This is a genomic window from Mesorhizobium sp. LjRoot246 (assembly GCF_964254115.1).
Taxonomy (GTDB): domain Bacteria; phylum Pseudomonadota; class Alphaproteobacteria; order Rhizobiales; family Rhizobiaceae; genus Mesorhizobium.
In genome coordinates this window covers 1264065-1287714 of the sequence record NZ_CAXUSN020000001.1, presented here as the reverse complement: position 1 = coordinate 1287714, position 23650 = coordinate 1264065, and the positions used below count along the sequence as shown (strand labels likewise).

Annotated in this window: 19 protein-coding genes; 7 read left to right on the top strand and 12 right to left on the bottom strand. The window is 62.9% G+C overall.

The genetic code is table 11. The features are described from left to right. The first annotated feature begins 86 nt into the window (after window positions 1–86). Window positions 87–1048, top strand: a protein-coding gene (locus tag ACSQ3L_RS06015) for an IS630 family transposase (protein WP_436159119.1) whose coding sequence is annotated in 2 segments (ribosomal slippage) — window positions 87–425 and window positions 428–1048 — 960 coding nt in all. Because the reading frame shifts where the segments join, the coding sequence is not laid out codon by codon here. Window positions 1049–1824: 776 nt separating this feature from the next. Here the strand turns inward: ACSQ3L_RS06015 and ACSQ3L_RS06010 are convergent. The 8 genes from ACSQ3L_RS06010 to ACSQ3L_RS05975 form a co-directional block, all read right to left on the bottom strand. Continuing rightward, complete coding sequence (locus ACSQ3L_RS06010; RefSeq protein ID WP_010912151.1) at window positions 1825–2232, bottom strand: F0F1 ATP synthase subunit epsilon; 408 nt, start codon at window positions 2230–2232, stop codon at window positions 1825–1827. A 102-nt stretch (window positions 2233–2334) separates the two neighbouring features. Next, window positions 2335–3942, bottom strand: a complete 1608-nt coding sequence (gene atpD, locus ACSQ3L_RS06005) for a F0F1 ATP synthase subunit beta (RefSeq protein WP_436159118.1) — start codon at window positions 3940–3942, stop codon at window positions 2335–2337. Between the two features lie 70 nt (window positions 3943–4012). Further along, window positions 4013–4897 carry a F0F1 ATP synthase subunit gamma gene (locus ACSQ3L_RS06000; protein ID WP_436159117.1) on the bottom strand — a complete coding sequence of 295 codons (885 nt, stop codon included), beginning with the start codon at window positions 4895–4897 and terminating at the stop codon, window positions 4013–4015. Between the two features lie 46 nt (window positions 4898–4943). Further along, complete coding sequence (gene atpA, locus ACSQ3L_RS05995) at window positions 4944–6473, bottom strand: F0F1 ATP synthase subunit alpha (RefSeq protein WP_436159116.1); 1530 nt, start codon at window positions 6471–6473, stop codon at window positions 4944–4946. Then, window positions 6473–7033, bottom strand: a complete 561-nt coding sequence (locus ACSQ3L_RS05990; RefSeq protein WP_436159115.1) for a F0F1 ATP synthase subunit delta — start codon at window positions 7031–7033, stop codon at window positions 6473–6475. The genes atpA and ACSQ3L_RS05990 overlap by 1 nt, the downstream gene beginning before the upstream one ends. Before the next feature lie 246 nt (window positions 7034–7279). Then, window positions 7280–7675 (bottom strand): AGROH133_08824 family phage infection protein, encoded by a 396-nt coding sequence (locus ACSQ3L_RS05985; protein ID WP_436159114.1) that lies wholly within the window; start codon window positions 7673–7675, stop codon window positions 7280–7282. Window positions 7676–7770: 95 nt separating this feature from the next. Continuing rightward, window positions 7771–8466, bottom strand: a complete 696-nt coding sequence (locus ACSQ3L_RS05980) for an aspartate/glutamate racemase family protein (protein WP_436159113.1) — start codon at window positions 8464–8466, stop codon at window positions 7771–7773. Between the two features lie 54 nt (window positions 8467–8520). Further along, complete coding sequence (locus tag ACSQ3L_RS05975) at window positions 8521–10704, bottom strand: primosomal protein N' (protein WP_436159112.1); 2184 nt, start codon at window positions 10702–10704, stop codon at window positions 8521–8523. A 90-nt stretch (window positions 10705–10794) separates the two neighbouring features. On the opposite strand from ACSQ3L_RS05975, the gene fsa reads away from it, so the two are divergent. Beyond that, window positions 10795–11451, top strand: coding sequence for a fructose-6-phosphate aldolase (fsa, locus tag ACSQ3L_RS05970; RefSeq protein ID WP_292642953.1), 657 nt, complete (start codon window positions 10795–10797; stop codon window positions 11449–11451). Between the two features lie 87 nt (window positions 11452–11538). Here fsa and ACSQ3L_RS05965 read toward each other — a convergent pair whose 3' ends face one another. The 3 genes from ACSQ3L_RS05965 to leuS all read right to left on the bottom strand — a co-directional run bounded on the left by ACSQ3L_RS05965 (window position 11539) and on the right by leuS (window position 17704). Further along, window positions 11539–14208: a DNA translocase FtsK gene (locus ACSQ3L_RS05965; RefSeq protein ID WP_436159111.1), complete on the bottom strand. Its 2670-nt coding sequence runs from the start codon at window positions 14206–14208 to the stop codon at window positions 11539–11541. A gap of 291 nt (window positions 14209–14499) precedes the next feature. After that, window positions 14500–15078, bottom strand: coding sequence for an LPS assembly lipoprotein LptE (gene lptE / locus ACSQ3L_RS05960; RefSeq protein WP_436159110.1), 579 nt, complete (start codon window positions 15076–15078; stop codon window positions 14500–14502). Beyond that, window positions 15065–17704 (bottom strand): leucine--tRNA ligase, encoded by a 2640-nt coding sequence (gene leuS, locus ACSQ3L_RS05955; RefSeq protein ID WP_436159109.1) that lies wholly within the window; start codon window positions 17702–17704, stop codon window positions 15065–15067. The genes lptE and leuS overlap by 14 nt, the downstream gene beginning before the upstream one ends. A 155-nt stretch (window positions 17705–17859) precedes the next feature. Here leuS and ACSQ3L_RS05950 point away from each other — a divergent pair, with 155 nt between their 5' ends. From ACSQ3L_RS05950 to ACSQ3L_RS05940, 3 genes are all read left to right on the top strand, one after another. After that, window positions 17860–18522 carry a YggS family pyridoxal phosphate-dependent enzyme gene (locus ACSQ3L_RS05950; protein ID WP_436159108.1) on the top strand — a complete coding sequence of 221 codons (663 nt, stop codon included), beginning with the start codon at window positions 17860–17862 and terminating at the stop codon, window positions 18520–18522. Between the two features lie 174 nt (window positions 18523–18696). Next, window positions 18697–19116 (top strand): hypothetical protein, encoded by a 420-nt coding sequence (locus ACSQ3L_RS05945; protein WP_436159107.1) that lies wholly within the window; start codon window positions 18697–18699, stop codon window positions 19114–19116. Window positions 19117–19249: 133 nt separating this feature from the next. Beyond that, on the top strand, window positions 19250–20299 hold the full coding sequence (locus ACSQ3L_RS05940; protein WP_436159106.1) for an aldo/keto reductase: 1050 nt from the start codon (window positions 19250–19252) through the stop codon (window positions 20297–20299). Between the two features lie 44 nt (window positions 20300–20343). Here ACSQ3L_RS05940 and ACSQ3L_RS05935 read toward each other — a convergent pair whose 3' ends face one another. Continuing rightward, window positions 20344–21252, bottom strand: a complete 909-nt coding sequence (locus ACSQ3L_RS05935; RefSeq protein WP_436159105.1) for a LysR substrate-binding domain-containing protein — start codon at window positions 21250–21252, stop codon at window positions 20344–20346. A gap of 119 nt (window positions 21253–21371) precedes the next feature. Here ACSQ3L_RS05935 and ACSQ3L_RS05930 point away from each other — a divergent pair, with 119 nt between their 5' ends. Continuing rightward, the gene (locus tag ACSQ3L_RS05930) at window positions 21372–22553 is read left to right on the top strand and encodes an MFS transporter (protein WP_436159104.1); all 1182 of its coding nucleotides are present in this window, start codon (window positions 21372–21374) and stop codon (window positions 22551–22553) included. Window positions 22554–22604: 51 nt separating this feature from the next. Further along, the gene (locus ACSQ3L_RS05925) at window positions 22605–23639 is read left to right on the top strand and encodes an aldo/keto reductase (protein WP_436159103.1); all 1035 of its coding nucleotides are present in this window, start codon (window positions 22605–22607) and stop codon (window positions 23637–23639) included. Window positions 23640–23650: the final 11 nt, after the last annotated feature.

Sequence of the window (23650 nt, the reverse complement as noted above, 5' to 3'; positions counted from 1 at the left end):
GAATGAATTGAGGCTGAATCGGCGGGGATTCCCTTAGGCTTGCAAATCTGATTCAACCTGCTGGCTGGATCAGGAGGCCAGCATGGATGGGCAAGCCTTATTCGATGGATCTTCGCGAACGGGTTGTTGCGTCAGTTGAGCGGGATGGCCTGTCGCGGCGGCAGGCGGCAGTGCGCTTTGAGGTTGGGATCAGCACCGTCATCAGATGGGTAAGCCGCTTGCGCGAGACGAGCAGTCTTGCGCCCGGCAAGATGGGTGGGCACAGGCCCAAGAACATTGTCGGAGAGCATCGGGAGTGGCTGTTGCTGCGCTGCCGGGCCGCTGATTTCACGTTGCGTGGCCTTGTGGCCGAACTTGGCGAGCGCGGCTTGAAGGTCGATTATCGCTCGGTGTGGGAGTTCGTCCACGCCGAGAAGCTCAGTCACAAAAAAAGACGCTGATCGCGGCCGAGCAGGATCGCCCCGATGTGGCGCGCCGGCGGGCGCAGTGGACCAAGTATCAGGACCGCATCGATCCTTCCCGCCTGGTGTTCATCGACGAGACCTGGACCAAGACCAACATGGCCCCGCTCAGGGGATGGGCGCCGCGCGGCGAGAGGATCAAAGCCAAGGTGCCGCACGGCCACTGGAAGACCATGACCTTCCTGGCGGCGCTGCGCCACGACCGTGTCGAAGCACCATGGCTGATCGACGGACCGATCAATGGCGAGCGCTTCCAGCTCTATGTCGATGAGGTTCTTGTCCCAACCCTCAAGCCCGGCGACATCGTCATCATGGACAATCTTGGCTCACATAAGGGCAAGGCCGTGCGCCGCGCCATCCGCTCGGCCGGCGCCAGGTTGTTCCTCCTGCCGAAATACTCGCCCGATCTGAACCCTATCGAGAAGCTCTTCGCCAAGCTCAAGCATTGGCTGCGCAAGGCCGCCAAGCGAACAGTTGAGACCGTCTGTGACGCCATCGGCCAAATCCTCGGCTCCGTCACTCCAACCGAATGCAGAAATTACTTCACAGAGGCAGGCTATGCCCAACCTAAATTCATCCCGCTCTAGGTTCACAAGAAAATTGAGAACAACCTGCGACCATGACTTGGTCGAATTTTCGTCTTTACCATTCAACAGATCGACAAAGCGTCCATATCCGATAATCGATCTACCCGATCCTCTATTTTCAATCATTGACTCACCGATTGCTCTCAATTCCTCCCTAAAGATAAGTGTGTCTCGCCAGATACGCCAGTCACCAGCTAAATTTAGGTGGCCATCCGCAAAATCAGCCCTTATGTTGGAAAGAGATTCATCTATTTGAGCCGTGTGTTGGTTCTCAGAAGCTTGATAGAATGTGAGCTCTTGGCGATAAAGCTCTAGCCACCCTAAGAAAGCGCAGAAGCGATACAGCGTGCTAACAAGTTTGTGACGCTGAAAATATGGATCCTGATCGCTGTTTCTCTCCTGCCTTGGAGGACGCGATTCAAAGACTCCATCCGACAGGAATACCGTCGGATAAGTGTCGCAAATTTCGATCAGGCGGGAACCGAGCTCTCTTGCTGAGAGCCGAAGAGGATCACGGTACTTTTGATAGATTTGCTCAAGAGCGCGATCTTGTTTCCACAGCTCGAACGACCTTGAAAAAAAGTATTCTTTTATAACGATGCCAAGAATCGACACCAATGCGCCAACAAAAGCGAACCCCAGCCAAGTCTTAAGGTCTATACCAAGCACAACAAGGCCTCCCGGAGTTCTTTCTTCTCCGAGAGTAACAAAATTTAACAAAATTTAAAATCGCGATATGCGCATCAAGGCACAAATACGGAGCGTGCCGAGTTGCCTTACGCCGGAAGAATAGCGCCTTCCAGCGTGGTGAGCTGGCTAAGGAACTGCTCCGCCTTGCTACGAGCCTGATCGTCCTTGGCGTCGGCGGCATCTTCCTTGGCTTCCTGGATGCGGCGCGCGAGATCGGCGCGGTCGACATCCTTCACGGCGACAGCCGATTCCGCCAGCAGCGTGCAGCCGGCCGGTACGATGTCGGCGAAACCGCCGAACACCACATAGCGCTCTTCGCCGCCCGACGCGGTCTTCACCGTGACAACGCCCGGCTTGATCGTGGTCATGACCGGCGCGTGGTGCGCCATCACCGTCATCTCGCCTTCGGCGCCCGGAATGACGACGGATTCGACCTGCTCGGAAACAAGCAGGCGCTCCGGCGAGACCAGTTCGAATTTGAAAGCTTCAGCCATGATCAATTTAGCGAATAGCGAATAGTGAGTAGCGAATAGTCAGAAGAAGAATTCGCCGGCCCATATTCCCTATTCGCTACTCCCTATTCGCTATTCGCTTGATTACGCCGCTTCAGCCGCGAGGCGCTGTGCCTTCTCGACCGCTTCCTCGATGCCGCCGACCATGTAGAAGGCAGCTTCCGGAAGGTGATCGTAGTCGCCATTGCAGAGGCCCTTGAAGCCCTTGATGGTGTCGGCCAGGTCGACCAGCTTGCCCGGCGCACCGGTGAACACTTCGGCGACGAAGAAGGGCTGCGACAGGAAGCGCTCGATCTTGCGGGCGCGGGCCACGGTCTGCTTGTCCTCTTCCGACAACTCGTCCATGCCCAGGATGGCGATGATGTCCTGCAGCGACTTGTAGCGCTGGAGGATCGACTGCACCTGGCGCGCGACGCCATAATGCTCGTCGCCGACGACCAGCGGGTCAAGCATGCGCGAGGTCGAATCCAGCGGATCGACGGCCGGGTAGATGCCCTTTTCGGCGATGGCGCGGTTGAGCGTCGTCGTCGCGTCAAGGTGGGCGAACGAGGTCGCCGGCGCCGGATCGGTCAAGTCGTCGGCGGGCACGTAGATGGCCTGCACAGAGGTGATCGAGCCCTTGGTGGTGGTGGTGATGCGTTCCTGCAGCGCGCCCATGTCGGTGGCTAGCGTCGGCTGATAGCCCACCGCCGAAGGAATACGGCCGAGCAGAGCCGACACTTCCGAACCAGCCTGCGTGAAGCGGAAGATGTTGTCGACGAAGAACAGCACGTCCTGGCCCTGGTCGCGGAAATATTCCGCAACCGTCAGGCCGGTCAGGCCGACGCGCGCGCGCGCGCCCGGCGGCTCGTTCATCTGGCCGTACACCAGAGCAGCCTTGGAGCCTTCGCCGCCGCCCTTTTTGTTGACGCCCGATTCGATGAACTCGTGATAGAGATCGTTGCCTTCGCGGGTGCGCTCGCCGACGCCGGCGAACACCGAATAGCCGCCATGCGCCTTGGCGATGTTGTTGATCAGTTCCTGGATCAGCACGGTCTTGCCGACGCCGGCGCCGCCGAACAGGCCGATCTTGCCGCCCTTGGCGTAGGGAGCCAGAAGGTCGAGCACCTTGATGCCGGTGATCAGGATCTGGGCTTCCGTCGACTGCTCGACATAGGTCGGGGCCGGCTGGTGGATGGAGCGCATTTCGATCGCGTCGACCGGACCTTCTTCGTCGACCGGCTCGCCGATGACGTTGATGATGCGGCCGAGCATGCCCGGGCCGACCGGCACGGTGATCGGAGCGCCGGTGTCGCGCACTTCCTGGCCGCGAACCAGACCTTCGGTCGAGTCCATGGCGATGCAGCGCACAGTGTTTTCACCCAGATGCTGGGCAACTTCGAGCACCAGGCGGTTGCCGACATTGGTCGTCTCGAGCGCGTTCAGGATCGCCGGCAGGTGATCGCCGAACTGCACGTCGACAACGGCGCCGATGACCTGGCGGACCTTGCCGACAGCGCCGGTTGCCTTGCTGGCCACTGCCGATGTCTTGGCAGCTGCGGCCTTCACCGGTGCTGCCGCCTTGGCCGTGGCCGCCTTCGCGGCTGCTGCTGGAGCCTTTGCCGCCTTCGCGGGGGCTGCGGTCTTCGCGGCCGCGGCCTTGGGGGCTGCCGTCTTGGGTGTTGCCTTCTGGGGGGTCGCTGCTTTCGCCATCGTCTTTACCCTTTTTCGTCCTTTGTTTCTCACGCGGTCCGGTCGCGGGCGAAAAACCCGCGAACCGCGCCTAGAGCGCCTCGGCGCCCGAAATGATTTCGATCAGTTCCTTGGTGATCTGCGCTTGCCGCTGGCGGTTGTAGGTGATCGACAGCTTGTTGATCATCTCGCCGGCGTTGCGCGTCGCATTGTCCATGGCGCTCATCTTGGCGCCCATTTCGCCGGCCGCGTTTTCGAGCAGCGCCCGGAAAACCTGCACGGAAATGTTGCGCGGAATGAGGTCGGAGAGGATTTCGCCCGGCTCCGGTTCGTATTCGTAGACGGCGTTTCCGCCATCCGTCGCTTCCGCCTGAGCCGAAGCAACGCCTGCCGGAATGATCTGCTGCGCGGTCGGGATCTGGCTGATCACCGACTTGAACTGCGAATAGAACAGCGTGCAGATGTCGAAGCCGCCCTCGTTGAAGAGGTGGATGACCTTCTTGGCGATGGCATCGGCGTTGACGAAACCAAGCGTCTTGACCTCGCGCAGATCGACGCGGTCGATGATCAGCGATGCATAGTCGCGGCGCAGGATGTCGAAACCCTTCTTGCCGACGCAAATGATCTTGACCTGCTTGCCGTCGGCCAAAAGCTTGCGGATGTGGTCGCGGGCAAGGCGAGCGATCTGCGAATTGAAGCCGCCGCACAGGCCACGCTCGGCGGTGCAGACGACGAGCAGATGCACGTCATCCTTGCCGGTGCCGGTCATCAGCGCCGGGGCATCGCCGCCGCCGCCGATCGCTTGGGTGATGTTGGCCAGCACGGAACCCATGCGCTCCGAATAGGGGCGCGCCGCTTCCGCGGCCTCTTGCGCACGGCGCAGCTTCGCCGCGGCGACCATCTGCATCGCCTTGGTGATCTTCTGCGTCGCCTTGACCGAGGCGATACGGTTACGAAGGTCTTTTAATGAAGGCATGCTTCAAACCTGATCCCGTCTTGTCTCATCCCGACTGGCAATTCGCTCAGGCGAAAGTCTTGGCGAAAGCGTCGATCTCGGCCTTCAGCTTGGCGCGCAGATCGTCCGACAGCGCCTTTTCCTTGCGGATGCCGTCGAGAACATCCTTGCCGGCCGCACGCATGTGGCTGAGCAGGCCATGCTCGAACTTGCCGACCTGGTTGACCGGCAGCTTGTCGAGATAGCCATTGACGCCGGCAAAGATCACCGCGACCTGCTCTTCCGTCTTCAGCGGCGAGAACTGCGGCTGCTTCAGGAGTTCGGTCAGGCGCGATCCGCGGTTGAGCAGGCGCTGCGTGGCAGCATCGAGATCCGAGCCGAACTGCGCGAAGGCCGCCATTTCGCGGTACTGCGCGAGCTCGCCCTTGATCGAGCCGGCAACCTGCTTCATCGCCTTGATCTGCGCGGCCGAGCCGACGCGCGACACCGACAGACCGACGTTCACCGCAGGACGGATGCCCTGGAAGAACAGGTTGGTTTCGAGGAAGATCTGGCCATCGGTGATCGAGATCACGTTGGTCGGGATGTAGGCCGACACGTCGTTGGCCTGCGTCTCGATGATCGGCAGGGCGGTCAGCGACCCACCGCCCAGATCGTCGTTGAGCTTGGCGGCGCGCTCTAGCAGGCGCGAGTGCAGGTAGAAGACGTCGCCCGGATAGGCTTCGCGGCCCGGCGGGCGGCGCAGCAGCAGCGACATCTGGCGATAGGCGACGGCCTGCTTCGACAGATCGTCATAGCTGATCAGCGCATGCATGCCGTTGTCGCGGAAATATTCGCCCATGGTGCAGCCGGCGAACGGCGCCAGGAACTGCATCGGCGCCGGATCGGAAGCGGTGGCGGCGATGATGATCGAATATTCGAGCGCGCCGCGCTCTTCCAGCACCTTGACGAACTGAGCGACGGTCGAGCGCTTCTGGCCGACGGCGACATAGACGCAGTAGAGCTTTTCCTTCTCGGGGCCGTTGTCGTGCACCGACTTCTGGTTGAGCATCGTGTCGAGGATGATGGCGGTCTTGCCGGTCTGGCGATCGCCGATGACCAGCTCGCGCTGGCCGCGGCCGACCGGGATCAGCGCATCGATGGCCTTGAGGCCGGTCGACATCGGCTCGTTCACCGACTTGCGCGGGATGATGCCGGGCGCCTTGACGTCGACGCGCTTGCGCTCGACCGCCTTGATCGGACCCTTGCCGTCGATCGGATTGCCGAGCGCGTCGACGACGCGGCCGAGCAGGCCAGGGCCGACGGGAACGTCGACGATGGCGCCGGTGCGCTTGACGATGTCGCCTTCCTTGATGTCGCGGTCGGCGCCGAAGATGACGACGCCGACATTGTCGGCTTCGAGGTTGAGCGCCATGCCACGGATGCCGCCAGGGAATTCGACCATCTCGCCGGCCTGGACATTGTCGAGGCCATAGACACGGGCGATACCGTCACCGACGGACAGCACCTGTCCGACTTCGGAGACCTCGGCCTCCTTGCCGAAATTCTTGATCTGGTCTTTCAGAATTGCGGAAATTTCCGCGGCGCGGATGTCCATCAGCCGACCTCTTTCAGTGCAAGCTTGAGCGAATTGAGTTTGGTTTTGAGCGACGTATCGATCTGGCGCGAGCCCATCTTGACCACCAGCCCGCCGAGCAGCGACGGATCGACGGTGACGGAGATGGCCACGTCCTTGCCGGCAACGCTCTTCAGCGCCGCCTTGAGTTCGGTCTGCTGGGTAGCGGTCAGCTCGTGAGCCGACGTCACTTCAGCAGCGGTCTCGCCACGATGTTCGGCGGCGATCTGGCGGAACGCCCTGATCATGCCGGGAATGGCGAACAGCCGGCGGTTTCTGGCGACGACGCGCAGGAAATTTCCGGTCAGGCCTGTGATCCCGGCCTTGTCGGCGATCGCCGCGATAGCCTTGGCCTGGTCTTCGCTAGAGAACACCGGGCTGTTGATCAGCCGGGTCAGGTCAGCGCTGCCCGCGAGCATGGCTTCGAAACTGCTGAGATCGGCCTCGACCTTGGCGATGGAATTTGCCTGCAGCGCGAGTTCGAACAGCGAACCCGCGTAGCGTTCTGCGACACCTGAGATTGGCGATGACGATTGAGCCACGGACCGTCTTTTCTCTTGTCTGACAGGCCGCAGATTGTTGGCGCGAGCAAAAACTCTGGCTAAATCTTTGACCTTACTGCATTTTTTCAAGCACGGAGACGCGGCTTCCGCTATCCCCGGCCGAAAGTCGATTGCCGTCTAGCACAGGCATTTTAAGACCGCAATGCGTCGTTCCGCATGGTTTTCAGGCACTATTGTCGCATCCGGCGAAAGTCACCCGCCTTCCATCGCGGAATACCCAACGATTCAAGGCAGAAAGCCGAAGGCAAAGGCGAGCGGCAATGCCGCCAGCACCAATTCCACCACGATGGAAACCCAATTGAAAGGCGTGTTGGCGCTGTCCGACATCATCGACAGCAGCCGGCCGAAGGCTGTGAACAGCCAGGAGAAGCCGAGCGCCATGTAGATCAGCGGCTGCGCCAAGAGGATGCAGCACAGGCCGACGCCGAGATAGAAGCCCGACATCCTGCCGCGCCCTTCGGCGATCGCCGCCGCCTTCTCTGGCTTGACCTGCAGGCGCAGGGCACGGAAGGCGAGGCTCGGCGCCAGAAAAAACAAAAGCCCGAGCAGCACGGTGACGACGGCGCTCGACCAGGCCAGCCATTCGCCCTGGCTCGTCGGCCACGGAAGCGCAAAATCCATTTTGTCCCCTCGAAATGCCTGTCTTGAAATTCCGGGCATTCTAACGGAGGAAAAACGGCGCGCCAGATGGCTCCCGGCAATTTAGGAGAAACGCATCAACCGAGCGCGAATTCGACCGCTGCTTCGGCATGAATGCGCGTCGTGTCGAAGACTGGAATATCGAAATCCTGCTGACCGATGAGCATGGTGATCTCGGTGCAGCCCATGATGACACTGTCGGCCGCCTCTTCGCGGCGCAGGCGCTCAGTCTCGGCGATATAGGCCGCCTTGGAGATCTCCGTGACAATGCCCTGGCACAGTTCCTCGTAGATGACACGGTGGACCATCTCGCGCCCGGCGACATCGGGCACGACAGGGCTCAAGCCAAATTTGTCGGCAAGCCGGCCCTTGTAGAAATCCTGCTCCATGGTGAAGCGCGTCGCCAGCAGCGCCGGGCGCTGCATGCCGGCGCGCTTGACCGCTACCGCGGTGGCATCGGCGATGTGGATCAGCGGAACCGACACCGATTCCTGCACCTGGTCGGCCAGTTTATGCATGGTGTTGGTGCACAAAAGCAGACCTTCCGCACCGCCGGCCTCCAGCTTGCGCGCCGCTTCGACGAGAAGCACGCCGGCACCGTCCCAGTCGCCATGATGCTGCCGCTCGGCGATTTCGGCAAAGTCGAACGACCACAGCAGAAGCCTGGCCGAATGCAGTCCGCCGAGACGCTCGCGCACGATCTCGTTGAGCAGCCGGTAATAGATGGCGGTCGATTCCCAGCTCATGCCGCCGAGAAGGCCAAGGGTTTTCATTGTGTTTTCCATGTCTCGCCGGTTTGAGGGCGGCCTATCGCTGAAAGCGCAACCTTACAAAAAGCTCTGCGGGTCGATGTCGACCTGCACCCGGACCAAGCCGCGCTGTTTCGGCCCATTGGCCAACATCGCACGAATAAACCCTTGTATGTCGGCGCGCCGTTCGCCCTGGATCAGCAGGCGGAAGCGGTGGCGGCCGCCGAGCAAGGAAAGCGGCGCTTCGGCTGGCCCCAGCACGAACAGATCTGACGCCTCGGGTGCTGCGCGGCGCAGGCCGCGTGCATGGCCCTCGGCCTCGGCCCGCGTCACCGCGCTGACGATGACGCCGGCGAGCCGGCCGAACGGCGGCAGGGCGGCCCGTTCGCGCTCGGCAATCTCGCGCTCGTAAAAAGCCTCGGCGTCGCCGGAGACGATCGCCCGCATCACCGGATGCTCGGGTTGGAAGGTCTGCAGCAGTCCAAGGCTCTTCTTGCCGGTACGCCCGGCGCGGCCTGTCACCTGGCTGAGCAGCTGGAAGGTGCGCTCGGCGGCGCGCGGATCGCCATTGGCAAGGCCGAGATCAGCATCGACGACGCCGACAAGGGTCATGTTCGGGAAATTGTGGCCCTTGGCGACGAGCTGCGTGCCGATGACGATATCGGCCTCGCCATCGGCGATCGCCTCCAGCTCCAGCCGCAGCCGCCGCACGCCGCCCATCAGGTCGGAGGACAAAACGATGGTGCGCGCTTCGGGGAAATGCGTCACGACCTCCTCGGCGATGCGCTCGACACCTGGCCCGCAGGCGACCAGATGATCCAGCGTGCCGCATTCCGGGCAGGCTTCGGGGCGGCGCTCATTGTGCCCGCAATGATGGCAGACCAGCTGGCCGCGAAAACGGTGTTCGACGAGCCAGGCCGAGCAGACCGGGCAGCCGAAGCGATGGCCGCAGACCCGGCACAGCGTCAGCGGCGCATAGCCGCGCCGGTTGAGGAACAGCAGCGACTGCTCCTTCCTCTCCAGCGTCTGGCGCATCTGGTCGAGCAGCACCGGCGACAGGAAACCGCCGCGCGCCGGCGGTGCCCGCCGCATGTCGACCGCCTTCAGATGCGGAAGCGCCGCCTCGGCGAAGCGGGCGGAAAGCACGGCCCTGTCGTAGCGGCCCTGGCTGGCATTGACCCGACTTTCGACCGATGGCGTCGCTGACGCCAGCACGACCGGAAAACTGCCGATATGGCCGCGCACCACCGCCATGTCGCGTGCATTGTAGAAGACGCGGTCTTCCTGCTTGTAGGCGGGGTCGTGTTCCTCGTCGACGACGATCAGGCCGAGTTCCTTAAACGGTAGGAACAGCGCCGAGCGCGCGCCGGCGACGACCCGCACGCCGCCCTCCGCCACTTGCCGCCAGACTTTTTCGCGCATCCGCGGCGGCAGGTCGGAATGCCATTCGCCCGGCTTGGCGCCGAAACGCTGCTGGAAGCGCTCGAGAAAGGCATGCGTCAGCGCGATTTCCGGCAGCAGGATCAGCACCTGCTTGCCCTGGTCGAGCGCGGCAGCCACAGCCTCGAAATAAACCTCCGTCTTTCCCGAACCGGTGACGCCGTCGAGCAGCGCGACGTTGAACACACTGGCTGTGACATTGGCGCGCAGCATCCGAGCCGCCTCGCTCTGGTCCGGCATCAGTTCCGGTATGGCGTAGCCGGGATCGGGCGCGGCCACCACTGGGCGCGGCGGGATCATCACCGTCTCGAACACGCCTTGCGCCCTCAGGCCGTCGATCACCGTCGACGATACACCTGCTGCATGGGCGAGGCCGGATCGCGTCCACGCGAGCCCGCCTTCGGCCGTCTCCAGCACGCGCTGCCTGGCACCCGTCATCCGGTCGGGTACGAGAAGCGTGCGCTGCAGCCCCTCGATCCATGGTTCGGGGTCGAAAGCTTCCGGCGCCCTGAGCAGCATGCGCGCCACCATGCCCGGCGGCGACAACGTGTACTGCGCCACCCAGTCGACGAAGCGGCGCATTGCGCGGTCGATCGGCGGGCAATCGAAGACCTGTTCGATGGGGCGCAGCTTCTTCGCGTCGACCTTCTCAACCGCGCCATCCCAGACGATGCCGGCGACCTGGCGCGGACCAAGCGGCACGCGCACGATCGAGCCCGGCACCACGCGCATGCCGGCCGGCACGGCATAGGTGTAGGGGCGTTCGGCGGGCATCGGCACCAGCACCGGTGCGGCTGCGACAAAGGGCGAATCTTCGATCATGAGGCGTGACCTTGCCCTGACTTTGGTCTAGATCAAAGGCCGACCCCGAATGTGCATGGCATGCACATAAGAATCTTCAGGAGACCCGCCATGAAATTTTTTGTCGACACCGCCGACGTCAAGGATATCCGTGAGCTGAACGATCTGGGGCTGCTCGACGGCGTCACCACCAATCCTTCGCTGATTCTCAAATCCGGCGGCAAGATCGCCGACGTCACCAAAGAAATCTGCGACATCGTCAAGGGTCCGGTCTCGGCCGAAGTCACCGCCACCGAATATTCCGAGATGATGCAGCAGGCCAAGGTTCTGGCCAAGATTGCCGACAATGTCTGCATCAAGGTGCCGCTGACGCTGGACGGCCTCAAGGCCTGCAAGACGATCCGCACCGAGATGAACCGCCTGGTCAATGTCACGCTGTGCTTTTCGGCCAACCAGGCGCTGCTGGCGGCCAAGGCCGGTGCCTCCTTCATCTCGCCCTTTGTCGGCCGCATCGACGATATCGGTATCGACGGCATGGAACTGATCCAGGAGATCCGGCAGATCTACGACAATTACGATTTCCAGACTGAGATACTCGTCGCTTCGGTACGCACTGTGAACCACGTCAAGCAGGCGGCACTCATCGGCGCCGATGTCGTTACCGCGCCGCCGGCGACCCTGAAGGCCCTGGTCAACCATCCACTGACGGACAAGGGCCTCGCCGCCTTCCTCGCCGACTGGGCTAAGACCGGCCAATCGATTGGCTGAGATGGCGATCGGCTGAAGCCAATGCGCTTGTGGTGAAAAAGACCGGGCAACCGGTCTTTTTCATGCACGCTTCAAACGGACTGCCGATCAGTCCGCGCCGTCATCCTCAGGCGCGGTCGCCGGCTGGCGCCGTCCCATGATGATTTCGCGTTTGCCGACATGGTTGGGTGCGCCGACCAATCCTTCCTTTTCCATACGCTCGACCAGGGATGCGGCGCGGTTGTAGCCGATGCCGAGGCGGCGCTGGATGTAGGACGTCGAGCACTTCTTGTCGCGCACCACCACCTTGACCGCTTCGTCATAGATGGCATCGCTGTCTTCGGCGGCAACGGATCCCTTGTCGAGGACCGCGCCCTGATCGTCTTCGATTTCTTCCTCGTCCTCGTCGGCTGTCACGGTTTCCAGATATTCAGGGCGGCCCTGCGCCTTAAGATGCGCGACGACATGCTCGACCTCCGCGTCGGAGACAAAGGGACCGTGCACGCGGGAAATGCGTCCGCCACCCATCATGTGCAGCATGTCGCCCTGGCCAAGCAGCTGCTCGGCGCCTTGCTCGCCCAGGATGGTGCGGCTGTCGATCTTGGATGTCACCTGGAAGGAAATCCGGGTCGGGAAATTGGCCTTGATCGTGCCCGTGATGACATCGACCGAGGGGCGCTGCGTTGCCATGATCAGGTGAATGCCGGCAGCGCGCGCCATCTGCGCCAGACGCTGGATGGCGCCTTCGATCTCCTTGCCGGCAACCATCATCAGGTCGGCCATCTCATCGACGATGACGACGATGTAGGGCATTGGCGCAAGGTCGATTTCCTGCTGCTCGAAAAGCGGCTCGCCGGTGCCCTTTTCGAAACCGGTCTGCACGGTCATGACGACGGTTTCGCCCTTGTCGCGGGCAGCGGCGGCCCGCTCGTTGTAGCCGTCGATGTTGCGCACGCCGAGCCGCGCCATCTTACGATAGCGGTCTTCCATTTCGCGTACGGCCCATTTTAGCGCGGTGACGGCTTTTTTGGGATCCGTGACGACGGGCGTCAGAAGATGCGGGATGCCGTCATAGACGGAGAGCTCGAGCATCTTGGGATCGACCATGATCAGCCGGCATTCTTCCGGCTTCAGCCGGTAGAGCAATGACAGGATCATGGTGTTGATGGCAACCGACTTGCCGGAGCCGGTGGTTCCGGCAACGAGCAAATGCGGCATCTTCGCCAATTCGGCGATGACAGGCTCGCCCCCAATCGTCTTGCCCAGACACAGCGCCAGCTTGCAGCTCGTCTTGCGGAAGCCCTCCGATTCGATCAGCTCTCGGAAATAGACGGTTTCGCGCGTCTCGTTCGGAAGCTCGATGCCAATGACGTTGCGGCCGGGCACGACGGCGACGCGCGCCGAAATCGCCGACATGGAGCGGGCAATATCGTCGGCCAGCCCGATGACACGGGAGGATTTGACGCCCGGTGCCGGCTCGAACTCATAGAGCGTGACGACAGGGCCTGGGCGAACATGAATGATCTCGCCGCGCACGCCGAAATCCTCAAGCACGCTTTCCAACAGATCGGCGTTCTGCTCAAGCCGCTCCTGCGACATGTAGAAGCCTTGTCCCTCCGGTGGCTGCTGCAGCAGCTCTTCCGGGGGAAGCTCGTAGGGATCGCCCGCGATTGACGGCGCAATCTTTCCGGCCCCAGGCAAGCGCGGAGAGCGAGCGGCAGCGACCCTGATGGCGACGTTCACACTTGGCGCGGCCGGCGCGGGAACGGCATCGCTTTTGGCAGCGGGGATCGCGATAGCCTGGGTCCGCAGCGGCGCGTTGCCCGCTGCCACGTCGGGATGGGCGACAACCTGGTTCGAATTGGCTGGCCAGACATCCGGCAAAGGCTTCGAAGCCTGGCTTGGAAGACATTCGATGACACGAAACAGTGAGGTGGCATCGGTCCCTGTCGTCGGACGGATGTCGACCGGCATAGCGGCGACGGGCACTGCGGCGACCGGTGCGGGCGAGGCTGGGCTGGGCTGCCGGGCCGGCGACGAAACGTCGACGAGATAGGGCGCCATAACTTCGAAGAAGGCGTGATCCGAAACGTAGGGCCAACGCGGCTGTTCGGGAATGGCTGTTTTGATCAGGGTGCTGCTCTGCGGGGCGGCGATCATACGCGCCGCTGCTCGTCCTGTTGCGGCGGTGACCGGCGCCTTGGACGGAACACCTCGTATCTTGTCGCTGGCATGTCCCGGCGCAGCGGAAGCCGTGGCCTGCGGCGACGGCCTTTGCATGGCGGCTCCGCGCCCTATCTGCGGCTGGGCTGCTTCCAAGTGAGCGGCGCGGCCTTTCGCCAGCGCCGGCAATGCCAGCAGCGAGGGCACGACTGGCATCTCGTCCACGAAGGATTGCGCGACGGCCCGTTGCGTTGATGACACCTCTGCATCACCCTGTTCGACAACACGCTCGTCCTGCGGGCGAGGCTTTTTGGGCTCATAATCCGGCGTGCGGGTAAACCGCACATTGGGTGCGAGGAAGAAGTATTCTTGCCAGGCGGGGCTTTCGATATCGCCGATTTTCGAAGGCGTGCCGACTGAGCCACCTCTCGGCTCCATATAGGGTCGCTTGTTGCCGCCGAGATCGACAACCCGCGCGGAATAGCCGGCCTGGTGTGCGCCTGAGGATGCTCGCTGACCGCCCCTGTCGCCGATACCCTCGAAGCGCTTCACCTCGGGATCATCGGGCGATGCTGCCTTCGATAAATTCACCCTGGAAAAACGCTTGGCTTCCATTCTCAAGACTCACTCTGAAACAACTGCCGAGCAATAGGGAGCGAGTGGTTAACAGTTGCTTCCCGGATGGATCGCCGACGATCCTCGGGCAGCAAAATTGTCATGATCGCATCGACAAGCGGCGCGGCCGGATCGTCATCTCACAGCGCACACGCCGGTGGCACGATTTGCTCGCTGTGTGCCATGGGGGGTCTGATGGCGCATCTTCGCGCGATGCCGGACGATTCAGGAATCTGATCGTCGTCTGACGATTGTCCCATCATGCTTGAGACGCTGGGCCGATCAGCCGCGCTAGCCAGCCTTGCCGTGTCTGACCAGATCCTGGGCGATGGACAGTTGCAGCGCTTCCGCCAGCTCGCGCGCGGCGCGATTCTCGGCGTCGATCTGCGCCCGGTATGCGGCGAATTCCTGACGCGGCCTGTCGAAGGACGAGGTGATCGAACGCTTGCCGGATGCGATCACCACACCGGTCTTCGCATCGGTCAGCGTATAGGTGCCGGTCAGCGTCACGGAACCGGCGGTCGGTTCGTCTTCGTTGGTTCCGACCTGCACAAGTGCCGCCGACTCGACCGCTTCGGTCACGCCGAGATTGAGCGAATAGGCCGGTGAGGCCGGTTCGCCGGCGCCCCTGCCAAACCCGAAAATCAAATTGTTGCGCACCTGCTGCGCATAACGCGAGTAGACCGGCTTGATGGCGACCGAGGCCAGTTCGGCACTGGCGCTGGCCTGCGAACCCGACAACGGCGCGCTCGAATAGAGCGGCCGCACCGTGCAGGCCGATACAAACGCGAGCGAGCCGATCAAACCGGCAAGCGCGATACGGCGCAGCAGATGGCTCAGCTCTGTCTTTTCGCGATCAGGCAACGACATTGACGATCCTCTGCGGCACGATGATCACCTTGCGCGGAGCCTTACCTTCGAGTGCTTTCTGCACGAAGTCGAGAGCCAATACCGCTTTTTCGACCGCACCTTGGTCCGCGTCGCGGGCAATTGTCAAATCCCCCCGCTTCTTGCCGTTGACCTGTACCGGATAGGTGACTTCGTTGTCGACGACCAGCGCCGGATCGAAGACCGGCCACGGCCGTTCGGCGACCAGATCGGTGCCGCCGAGCGTTTCCCAGCACTCCTCGGCCAGATGCGGCATGACAGGCGCGATCAGATGCACGAGAATTTCCATCGCCTGCCGGCAGGCGCCTTTCAGCGCTGCATCGGCCCTGCCTTCGGCCACCTCGTTGAGCGGCGCGGTCAGTACGTTGGCCAATTCGTAGATGCGGGCGATGGCACGGTTGAAGGCGAGCTTCTCGATATCCTCGCCGACCGCCTTCAGGATCTTGTGCGCGGCTTTGGAAACCGCCGCGGCCTCGCCGCCATCGGCCGCTGCGGGCTTGATGCCGGCCAGCGTTTCGGCCGCCGTCGACACCAGGCGCCAGATGCGTTGGATGAAGCGATGCGCGCCGGCGGCGCCTTCGTCGGTCCATTCGACATCGCGCTCGGGCGGTGAATCCGACAGCATGAACCAGCGCGCCGTGTCGGCGCCGTAGCCGTCGGTGATGTCTTCCGGGCTCACCGTGTTCTTCTTCGATTTCGACATCTTTTCCAGCGGGCCGATGGTGACGGCCTCGCCGGTGGCGATCTCGACGGCGCTGCGTTTGCCGTCCACGTCCTCGAGCTTGACCTCGGTGGGCGCCAGCCAGCGGCCATTCGATGCCGTGCCGACACGATAGGTTTCGTGCACCACCATGCCTTGCGTGAACAGGCCCTTGAACGGCTCGGCCAGATCGACATGGCCGGTCGCGCGCATGGCGCGGGTGAAGAAGCGCGAATAGAGCAGGTGCAGGATCGCGTGCTCGATGCCGCCAATATACTGGTCGACCGGCAGCCATTCATTGGCCGCCCTGGGATCGGTCGGTTCATGCGCCCAGGGTGCCGTGAAGCGCGCAAAATACCAGGACGAATCGACGAACGTGTCCATCGTGTCGGTTTCGCGCCGCGCATCCTTGCCGCATTGCGGGCATTTCACATGGCGCCATGTCGGATGCCGGTCGAGCGGATTGCCCGGGCGGTCGAAATCGACGTCGTCGGGCAGCTTGACCGGCAGGTCGGCTTTCGGCACCGGCACCACGCCGCAATCCTCGCAATGGATCATCGGGATAGGGCAGCCCCAGTAGCGCTGGCGCGAAATGCCCCAGTCGCGCAGCCGGAAATTCACCTTGCGCTCTGCCATCGGCCGGTTGCCGATGGTCTTCTGCTCCAGCAGTTTTGCGACCTCGTCGAAAGCCTGATCCGGCTTCATGCCGTCGAGAAAGCGCGAATTGATCATCACGCCGTCGTCGACATAGGCTTCATCGATGACCTGGAACGTCGCCGGATTCTCGCCCTCCGGCATCACCACCGGAATCACCGGCAGGCCGTATTTGTTGGCGAAGTCGAGGTCGCGCTGGTCGCCGGACGGGCAGCCGAAGATGGCGCCGGTGCCGTATTCCATCAGCACGAAATTGGCGACATAGACAGGCAGCGTCCATGACTCGTCAAACGGATGGACGACGCGGATGCCGGTGTCAAAGCCTTTCTTCTCAGCCGTCTCCAGCGCCGCCACCGAGGTGCCCATATGGCTGATTTCCTCGATGAACTTCGCCAGTGCCGGATTGCTCACGGCGGCTTTTTTGGCCAGCGGATGATCGGCGGCGACAGCCATGAAGGAAGCGCCGAAGATGGTGTCAGGCCTTGTCGTATAGACTTCCAGCTCATGCTCGCCATCGCCAATCTTGCCAGCATCTGGAACAACCAGAGGCCAGCGGATCAGCAGGCCTTCCGAGCGGCCGATCCAGTTCTGCTGCATCAGCTTCACTTTTTCCGGCCACTCGTCGAGGCCGACGAGCGAATCCAGCAGATCCTGCGCGAAGTCTGTGATCCTGAAGAACCACTGCGTCAGTTCACGCTGCTCGACCAGCGCGCCCGAGCGCCAGCCGCGTCCGTCGATGACCTGCTCGTTGGCGAGCACGGTCATGTCCTCCGGATCCCAGTTGACCTTGGAGGATTTGCGCGTCACCAACCCCTTCTCGACGAAATCGAGGAACAGCATCTGCTGGCGGTGATAATAATCGACGTCGCAGGTGGCGAATTCGCGCGCCCAGTCCAGCGACAGGCCCATGACCTTGAGCTGCTCGCGCATGGTAGCGATGTTCTGGTAGGTCCATTCCTTGGGATGGACCTTGTTCTGCATCGCCGCGTTCTCGGCCGGCATGCCGAAGGCGTCCCAGCCCATCGGATGCAGCACGTTGAAACCCTTGGCCCGCTTGTAGCGCGCCACGACGTCGCCCATCGTGTAGTTGCGGGTGTGGCCGATATGAATGCGCCCCGATGGATAGGGGAACATCTCCAGCACGTAGTATTTCGGGCGCGGATCGTCATTGTGCGCTTCGAACAGCTTCTTGGCGTCCCAGACCTTCTGCCATTTGGGCTCTGACGCGCGCGGATTGTATCGTTCGGTTGCCATGGGACGTTTTTCACTTAAAAGCATGCGCGAACCGCGGGCGATGGCTCGGCAGTTCAGGGAATGTGGTCCGGGTGTTCACCATGGTTTGGCAAACCCGTCAACCATATGGGTATCGCGTCTGACAAAAACGCGGGCCAAAACAGCAGGATTTGCATATGGGCGATGCCGTTCAGCAGTTTTTCGCGGTCAAGGCGAAGATCGCCGCCGCCGAGCGCGAGGCCGGTCGCGAAACTGGCGCCGTGACGCTGGTCGCGGTCTCCAAGACCTTTGACGCTGCCGATATAGTTCCGGTCATCGAGGCCGGCCAGCGCGTCTTCGGCGAAAACCGCGTGCAGGAGGCGCAAGGCAAGTGGCCGGCGCTGAAGGGCGCATTTGCGGATATCGAATTGCATCTGATCGGCCCCTTGCAGTCGAACAAAGCGAAAGAGGCGGTGGCGCTGTTCGACGTCATCGAAACGGTCGATCGCGAGAAAATCGCCGCCGAACTCGCCAAGGAGGTCGCAAGGCAAGGCCGTGCGCCAAAGCTCTATGTTCAGGTCAACACCGGCTCCGAGCCCCAGAAGGCCGGCATCGAGCCGCGTGAGGCCGTGGCTTTCGTCACCCGCTGTCGCGATGTGCACGGTCTCGCCATCGAAGGCCTGATGTGCATCCCGCCCGCCGATGAGAATCCCGGTCCGCATTTCGCGCTTTTGGAAAAACTCGCACGCGAGGCCGGGGGCGAAAAGCTCTCCATGGGGATGTCCGGCGACTACGAGACCGCGATCGCCTTCGGCGCCACCAGCGTCCGCGTCGGTTCGGCGATCTTCGGCAGCCGTTAGTTCCCCGGCAGGGCATTCTTGTAGCTGCGCCAGCGATCGCCGCAATCCCTCGAAGGCTGGGCGTGGTAGCCGCGTCATAGCACCGCATTGCGATGCCCGGCTCCCTCTCTACCTCCGTCGAAGACCTTGAGCGACCGTCACGGCCGTTCCTTTGCAATGTCGAAGGAGGGCATCATGAACAACGAATCCCTTTCCCACAAACAGTCCGGCGACCGGCCCTACAACCGGCATGTGTCCGACGGGCTGCATCCAGATGTCTATCTTGCGATGGCCGGGCTTGCCGGATGGTATGCGCTGTCCGCCTGGATAGGTTTCGGCGGCAGCAGCTACGCCGATTACTTTCTTGTCGTCATGACCGGCTTCCTCGTCATCGCGGTGGCGCTGCCGGCCACCGCCGGACATGTCTGGCATCGGCAGCACCTTTGGACACCCACGGGTGTTGGCCGCTTCGAGGATTGGATCGCCGGCGAATTCGATCTCGGCCAGGGCAACCGCGTCGCCACCAAGAGCGCGCTGCTCGAAATTCTGCTGCCGCTTGCTGCCGTCGCTTTCGGCATGACGTTTTTCGCGATCGTAGCGCTGCTGGCCGGCTGAGTGCCGGCACGCCTTCAGCCAAAGCGTCACTGGCGCTCCAGCAAGATGAGATTTTTTTGGGATCAGAGCTGGAAACGAAACGTACCGTTCCTATATACCTCATGTCACCACACACACTTACGGAGCCTTTGCCGTGCGTTACAATCAGCTTGGAAATACGGGGATGTTCGTCTCCGAAATTTGCCTCGGCACCATGACCTTCGGCGCCGCCGGCGAGAATGCCCAATGGGGCCTGATCGCCAGCCTCGATCAGAAGGGCGTCAACGAGATCGTTGCCCATTCGCTCGCCGCCGGCGTCAATTTCTTCGATACGGCCGACGTCTACTCCTTCGGCGAGTCCGAGCGCCTGCTTGGTCAGTCGCTTAGGGATCTCGGCGTCAACAGGCAGAACGTGGTCGTCGCCACCAAGGCGCATGGCGCCATGGGCGAAGGCCCCAACCAACGTGGCTCGTCACGCGGCCACATCATGGACTCGGTCGATGCCAGCTTGGAGCGGCTGCAGCTCGATCATATCGATCTCTATCAGCTGCACGGCACCGACACCGTGACGCCGATCGACGAGACGCTGCGGGCACTGGACGATCTGGTTGCCAGCAGCAAGGTCCGCTATGTCGGCGTCTCGAACTGGGCGGCATGGCGCATCGCCAAGGCGCTCGGCATCGCCGAGCGCAAGGGCTTCGCCCGTTTCGAGACCGTCCAGTCCTATTATTCGATCGCCGGCCGCGACCTCGAGCGCGAAATCGTGCCGCTGCTCAACGAGGAGAAGCTCGGCCTGATGGTGTGGTCGCCGATGGCCGGCGGCCTGCTGTCCGGCAAATACGGCCCCGGCGCGCCGGGTAATGGCGAAGGCCGCCGCGCGTCCTTCAACTTCCCGCCGGTCAACGAGGACCGCGCCTGGGCGGCCGTCGCCGTCATGCGCGAAATCGCCAAAAAGCATGAGGTGAGCGTCGCCACGGTGGCGCTCGGCTATGTCCTGGCCAAGCCCTTCGTGATGAGCGTCATCATCGGCGCCAGCCGCATGGAGCAGCTGGAGCAGAACCTTGCCGCCACTGAAGTGAAGCTCGACACCGACGATCTCCTCCGCCTCGACGAGGTCAGCGCCCTGCCGGCCGAATATCCCGGCTGGATGCTGGAACGCCAGGCAGCGGGCCGGCGTCCGGCGCCGTTCACGCCGAAAGCATAACGCAGCCCAGGCTGACATCTCGGGAGCCCGTGGCTCCCGAGATGTCAGGTCAGCCGCACGCTCTCCCCCAGAAAATCGAGAAAGGCGCGCACCCGCGCCGGCAGATGCCGGCCCTGGCCGACATAGACGGCGTGGGTAGGCTCCTCGTCGCCGGGATTGAATGCCTCCAGCAGCGACACCAGCTGGCCGGCGGCGATGTCGGCGGCGACATGCCAGCGCGCCAGCCGGGCAATACCCGCGCCCGCCAGCGCCATCAGCCGCATCGCCTCGCCATCGCTGACCAGCGTGTTGCCGGTGATCGGAACCATGATGGCGTTGCCGGCCGCGTCGAGGAACGGCCAGCCATCGACATGCCGCACAAATCCAAAGCCCATGCGGTTGTGTCTGTCGAGATCGGCTGGCGTCAGCGGCGTGCCATGTGTCGAGAGGTAGGAGGGTGCGGCAACGACGACGACAGAACTTTGCCCGAGCTTGCGCGCCACCAGCCGCGACTCGCGCAGCGGTCCGGCACGGATGGCAACGTCGGCGCGTTCCGCCATCAGGTCGATGACGCTGTCGGTCAGCACCAGATCGACCGAAATCTCGGGGTAGCATTCGAGGAAATCAGGCAGAAGCGGGATCAGCCGGTGCACTCCGAAGGGCACGTAGCTGTTGACGCGCAGCCGTCCGCGCGGGGCTGCACCCGCCGCTGCCTCCTGCTCGGCGGCCGCCATGTCGGCCAGGATGCGCAGGCCGCTCTCGTAGAACGCGGTGCCTTCCGGCGTCAGTTGCAGTTTTCGCGTCGAACGGCTGACCAGCCGTGCGCCAAGCCGGGCCTCCAGCCGCGCGATCAGCTTGCTGACCGCCGACGGAGTCATGCGCAACCTGCGTGCCGCCGAGGAAAAACTGCCTTCCTCGACGACGCGCACGAAAACTTCGATCTCGCCGGAGCGATTGATGTCGGGCCTGGCCATTTGTGAATCTATTTCACAGAAAATGTGCCCAGCGCAAGTCTGGTTCACAATGCATGGCAACACGATCTCAGGGGTCTGGGCGCGGGACGGCGCTCTTCGTCATCGAAGTGGAAATCGCCATGCCTCTTGCTCTTTACGCGCTTGCCGCCGGTGCCTTCGGCATCGGCGTCACCGAATTCGTCATCATGGGTCTGTTGCTCGATGTCAGCAAGGATCTCGGCGTTTCGATCTCGGCCGCCGGCCAGCTCATTTCGGGTTATGCGCTCGGCGTCGTCATCGGCGCGCCCTTGCTGACCATCGCCACTGGCAACTGGCCACGCAAGACCGTGCTTCTGGCGCTGATGGCGATCTTTACGCTTGGCAATCTCGCCTGTGCGCTGGCACCCGACTATTGGACGCTGATGGGCGCCCGCATCATCACCGCCTTTGCCCACGGCACCTTCTTCGGTGTCGGCTCCGTCGTCGCCACCGGGCTGGTCGCACCCAACAAGAAGGCCTCGGCGATCGCGCTGATGTTCACCGGCCTGACCATCGCCAACATCCTCGGCGTGCCCTTCGGCACCTGGCTCGGCCAGGCGTTCGGCTGGCGGGCGACCTTCTGGGCGGTAACCCTGGTCGGTCTGGCGGCCTTCGCCGTCATATTGGCTCTGGTGCCACGCAGCCGGACGGCGCCCGAAAAGAGCGACCTGCGCGCCGACCTCGCCGTTTTGCGCCGCACGCCTGTCCTGCTCGGCCTCGCCACCACCGTTCTCGGCTATGCCGGCGTCTTCGCCGTCTTCACCTATATCGCGCCGTTGCTGACGCAGATCAGCGGCTTCCAGGAAGCGGCCGTATCGCCGATCCTGCTGGTCTTCGGCGGCGGTCTCATCGCCGGCAATCTCGCCGGCGGCAAGGTTGCCGACCGCTGGCTGGTGCCGGCCGTGCTGGGCAGTCTCGTCGTGCTGGCCCTGGTGCTCGCAACCATGAGTTTCGCCATCCACAGCCAGGTGATGGCCGTGATCTATGTCGGCCTGCTTGGTGCCGCCGCCTTCGCCACCGTGGCACCCCTGCAAATGTGGGTGCTGGAAAAGGCGCAAGGTGCCGGCCAGAGCCTGGCCTCGTCCTTCAACATCGCCGCCTTCAATCTCGGCAATGCCGCAGGCGCCTGGCTTGGCGGCGCGGTCATTGCCCATGGGCTTGGCCTGGGTGCATTGACCTGGGTCGCCGCCTTGCTGCCGCTCGCGGCGCTTGGCGTGGCGGGACTGGCTCTGCGTCTCGACCGCACCGCCACGCTCGGCGCGCCCGCCTCAGTCCGGTCGTGACCATCCTTGGCAACCCGCCTTCGACACCCTTCATTTCACAGGAGTAGAAAGATGGACTATCGACGTCTCGGTGCATCGGGCCTGAAAGTGCCCGCACTCTCCTTCGGCGCGGGGACCTTTGGCGGCTCCGGCCCGCTGTTCGGCGCCTGGGGCAACAGCGACGCTAGGGAAGCGCGGCGGCTGATCGACATCTGCCTGGAGGCCGGCGTCAATTTGTTCGACACCGCCGACGTCTATTCGAACGGCGCTTCGGAAGAGGTGCTTGGCGACGCGATAAAAGGCCGCCGCGATGCCGTGCTGATCTCGACCAAGACCTCGCTGCCGATGGGCGATGGGCCGACCGATTACGGCTCGTCGCGCTCGCGGCTGATCAAATCCGTGGACGCAGCGCTGAAGCGTCTCGGCACCGATTACATCGATCTGTTGCAGCTGCACGCCTTCGACGCCGGCACGCCGATCGAGGAGGTGCTGTCGACGCTGGACGAGCTCGTGCGCGCCGGCAAGCTGCGCTATGTCGGCGTCTCCAATTTCTCCGGCTGGCAGGTGATGAAGTCGCTGGGAGAAGCCGACAGACACGGCTACCCGCGCTATGTCGCGCATCAGGTCTACTATTCGCTGGTCGGCCGCGACTATGAGTGGGAGTTGATGCCGCTCGGCCTCGACCAGGGTGTCGGCGCACTGGTGTGGAGCCCGCTCGGCTGGGGCCGTCTGACCGGCAAGATTCGCCGTGGCCAGCCTTTGCCGGAAAAGAGCCGGCTGCACGATACGGCCAGCTTCGGCCCGCCGGTCGAGGACGAGCATCTCTACCGGGTCATGGATGCGCTTGACGCGGTGGCGCAGGAGACCGGCAAGACCGTGCCGCAGATCGCCATCAACTGGCTGCTGCAGCGCCCGACCGTGTCGTCCGTCATCATCGGCGCCCGCAACGAGGAGCAGTTGCGCCAGAACCTCGGTGCCGTCGGATGGGCCTTGACGCCGGAGCAGATGAAAAAGCTCGACGCGGCAAGCGAAGTCACCGCGCCCTACCCCTACTTCCCGTATCGGCGGCAGGAAGGCTTTGCCAGGCTCAATCCGCCCGCTGTGTGATTGGCATCGGG

Bases quoted from the DNA above. Each gene is read 5' to 3' on its own strand.
- ACSQ3L_RS06010 (WP_010912151.1), bottom strand. From the start codon at position 2,232: ATGGCTGAAGCTTTCAAATTCGAACTGGTCTCGCCGGAGCGCCTGCTT.
- atpD (WP_436159118.1), bottom strand. From the start codon at position 3,942: ATGGCGAAAGCAGCGACCCCCCAGAAGGCAACACCCAAGACGGCAGCC.
- ACSQ3L_RS06000 (WP_436159117.1), bottom strand. From the start codon at position 4,897: ATGCCTTCATTAAAAGACCTTCGTAACCGTATCGCCTCGGTCAAGGCG.
- atpA (WP_436159116.1), bottom strand. From the start codon at position 6,473: ATGGACATCCGCGCCGCGGAAATTTCCGCAATTCTGAAAGACCAGATC.
- ACSQ3L_RS05985 (WP_436159114.1), bottom strand. From the start codon at position 7,675: ATGGATTTTGCGCTTCCGTGGCCGACGAGCCAGGGCGAATGGCTGGCC.
- ACSQ3L_RS05980 (WP_436159113.1), bottom strand. From the start codon at position 8,466: ATGAAAACCCTTGGCCTTCTCGGCGGCATGAGCTGGGAATCGACCGCC.
- ACSQ3L_RS05975 (WP_436159112.1), bottom strand. From the start codon at position 10,704: ATGATCGAAGATTCGCCCTTTGTCGCAGCCGCACCGGTGCTGGTGCCG.
- fsa (WP_292642953.1), top strand. From the start codon at position 10,795: ATGAAATTTTTTGTCGACACCGCCGACGTCAAGGATATCCGTGAGCTG.
- ACSQ3L_RS05965 (WP_436159111.1), bottom strand. From the start codon at position 14,208: ATGGAAGCCAAGCGTTTTTCCAGGGTGAATTTATCGAAGGCAGCATCG.
- lptE (WP_436159110.1), bottom strand. From the start codon at position 15,078: ATGTCGTTGCCTGATCGCGAAAAGACAGAGCTGAGCCATCTGCTGCGC.
- leuS (WP_436159109.1), bottom strand. From the start codon at position 17,704: ATGGCAACCGAACGATACAATCCGCGCGCGTCAGAGCCCAAATGGCAG.
- ACSQ3L_RS05950 (WP_436159108.1), top strand. From the start codon at position 17,860: ATGGGCGATGCCGTTCAGCAGTTTTTCGCGGTCAAGGCGAAGATCGCC.
- ACSQ3L_RS05945 (WP_436159107.1), top strand. From the start codon at position 18,697: ATGAACAACGAATCCCTTTCCCACAAACAGTCCGGCGACCGGCCCTAC.
- ACSQ3L_RS05935 (WP_436159105.1), bottom strand. From the start codon at position 21,252: ATGGCCAGGCCCGACATCAATCGCTCCGGCGAGATCGAAGTTTTCGTG.
- ACSQ3L_RS05930 (WP_436159104.1), top strand. From the start codon at position 21,372: ATGCCTCTTGCTCTTTACGCGCTTGCCGCCGGTGCCTTCGGCATCGGC.
- ACSQ3L_RS05925 (WP_436159103.1), top strand. From the start codon at position 22,605: ATGGACTATCGACGTCTCGGTGCATCGGGCCTGAAAGTGCCCGCACTC.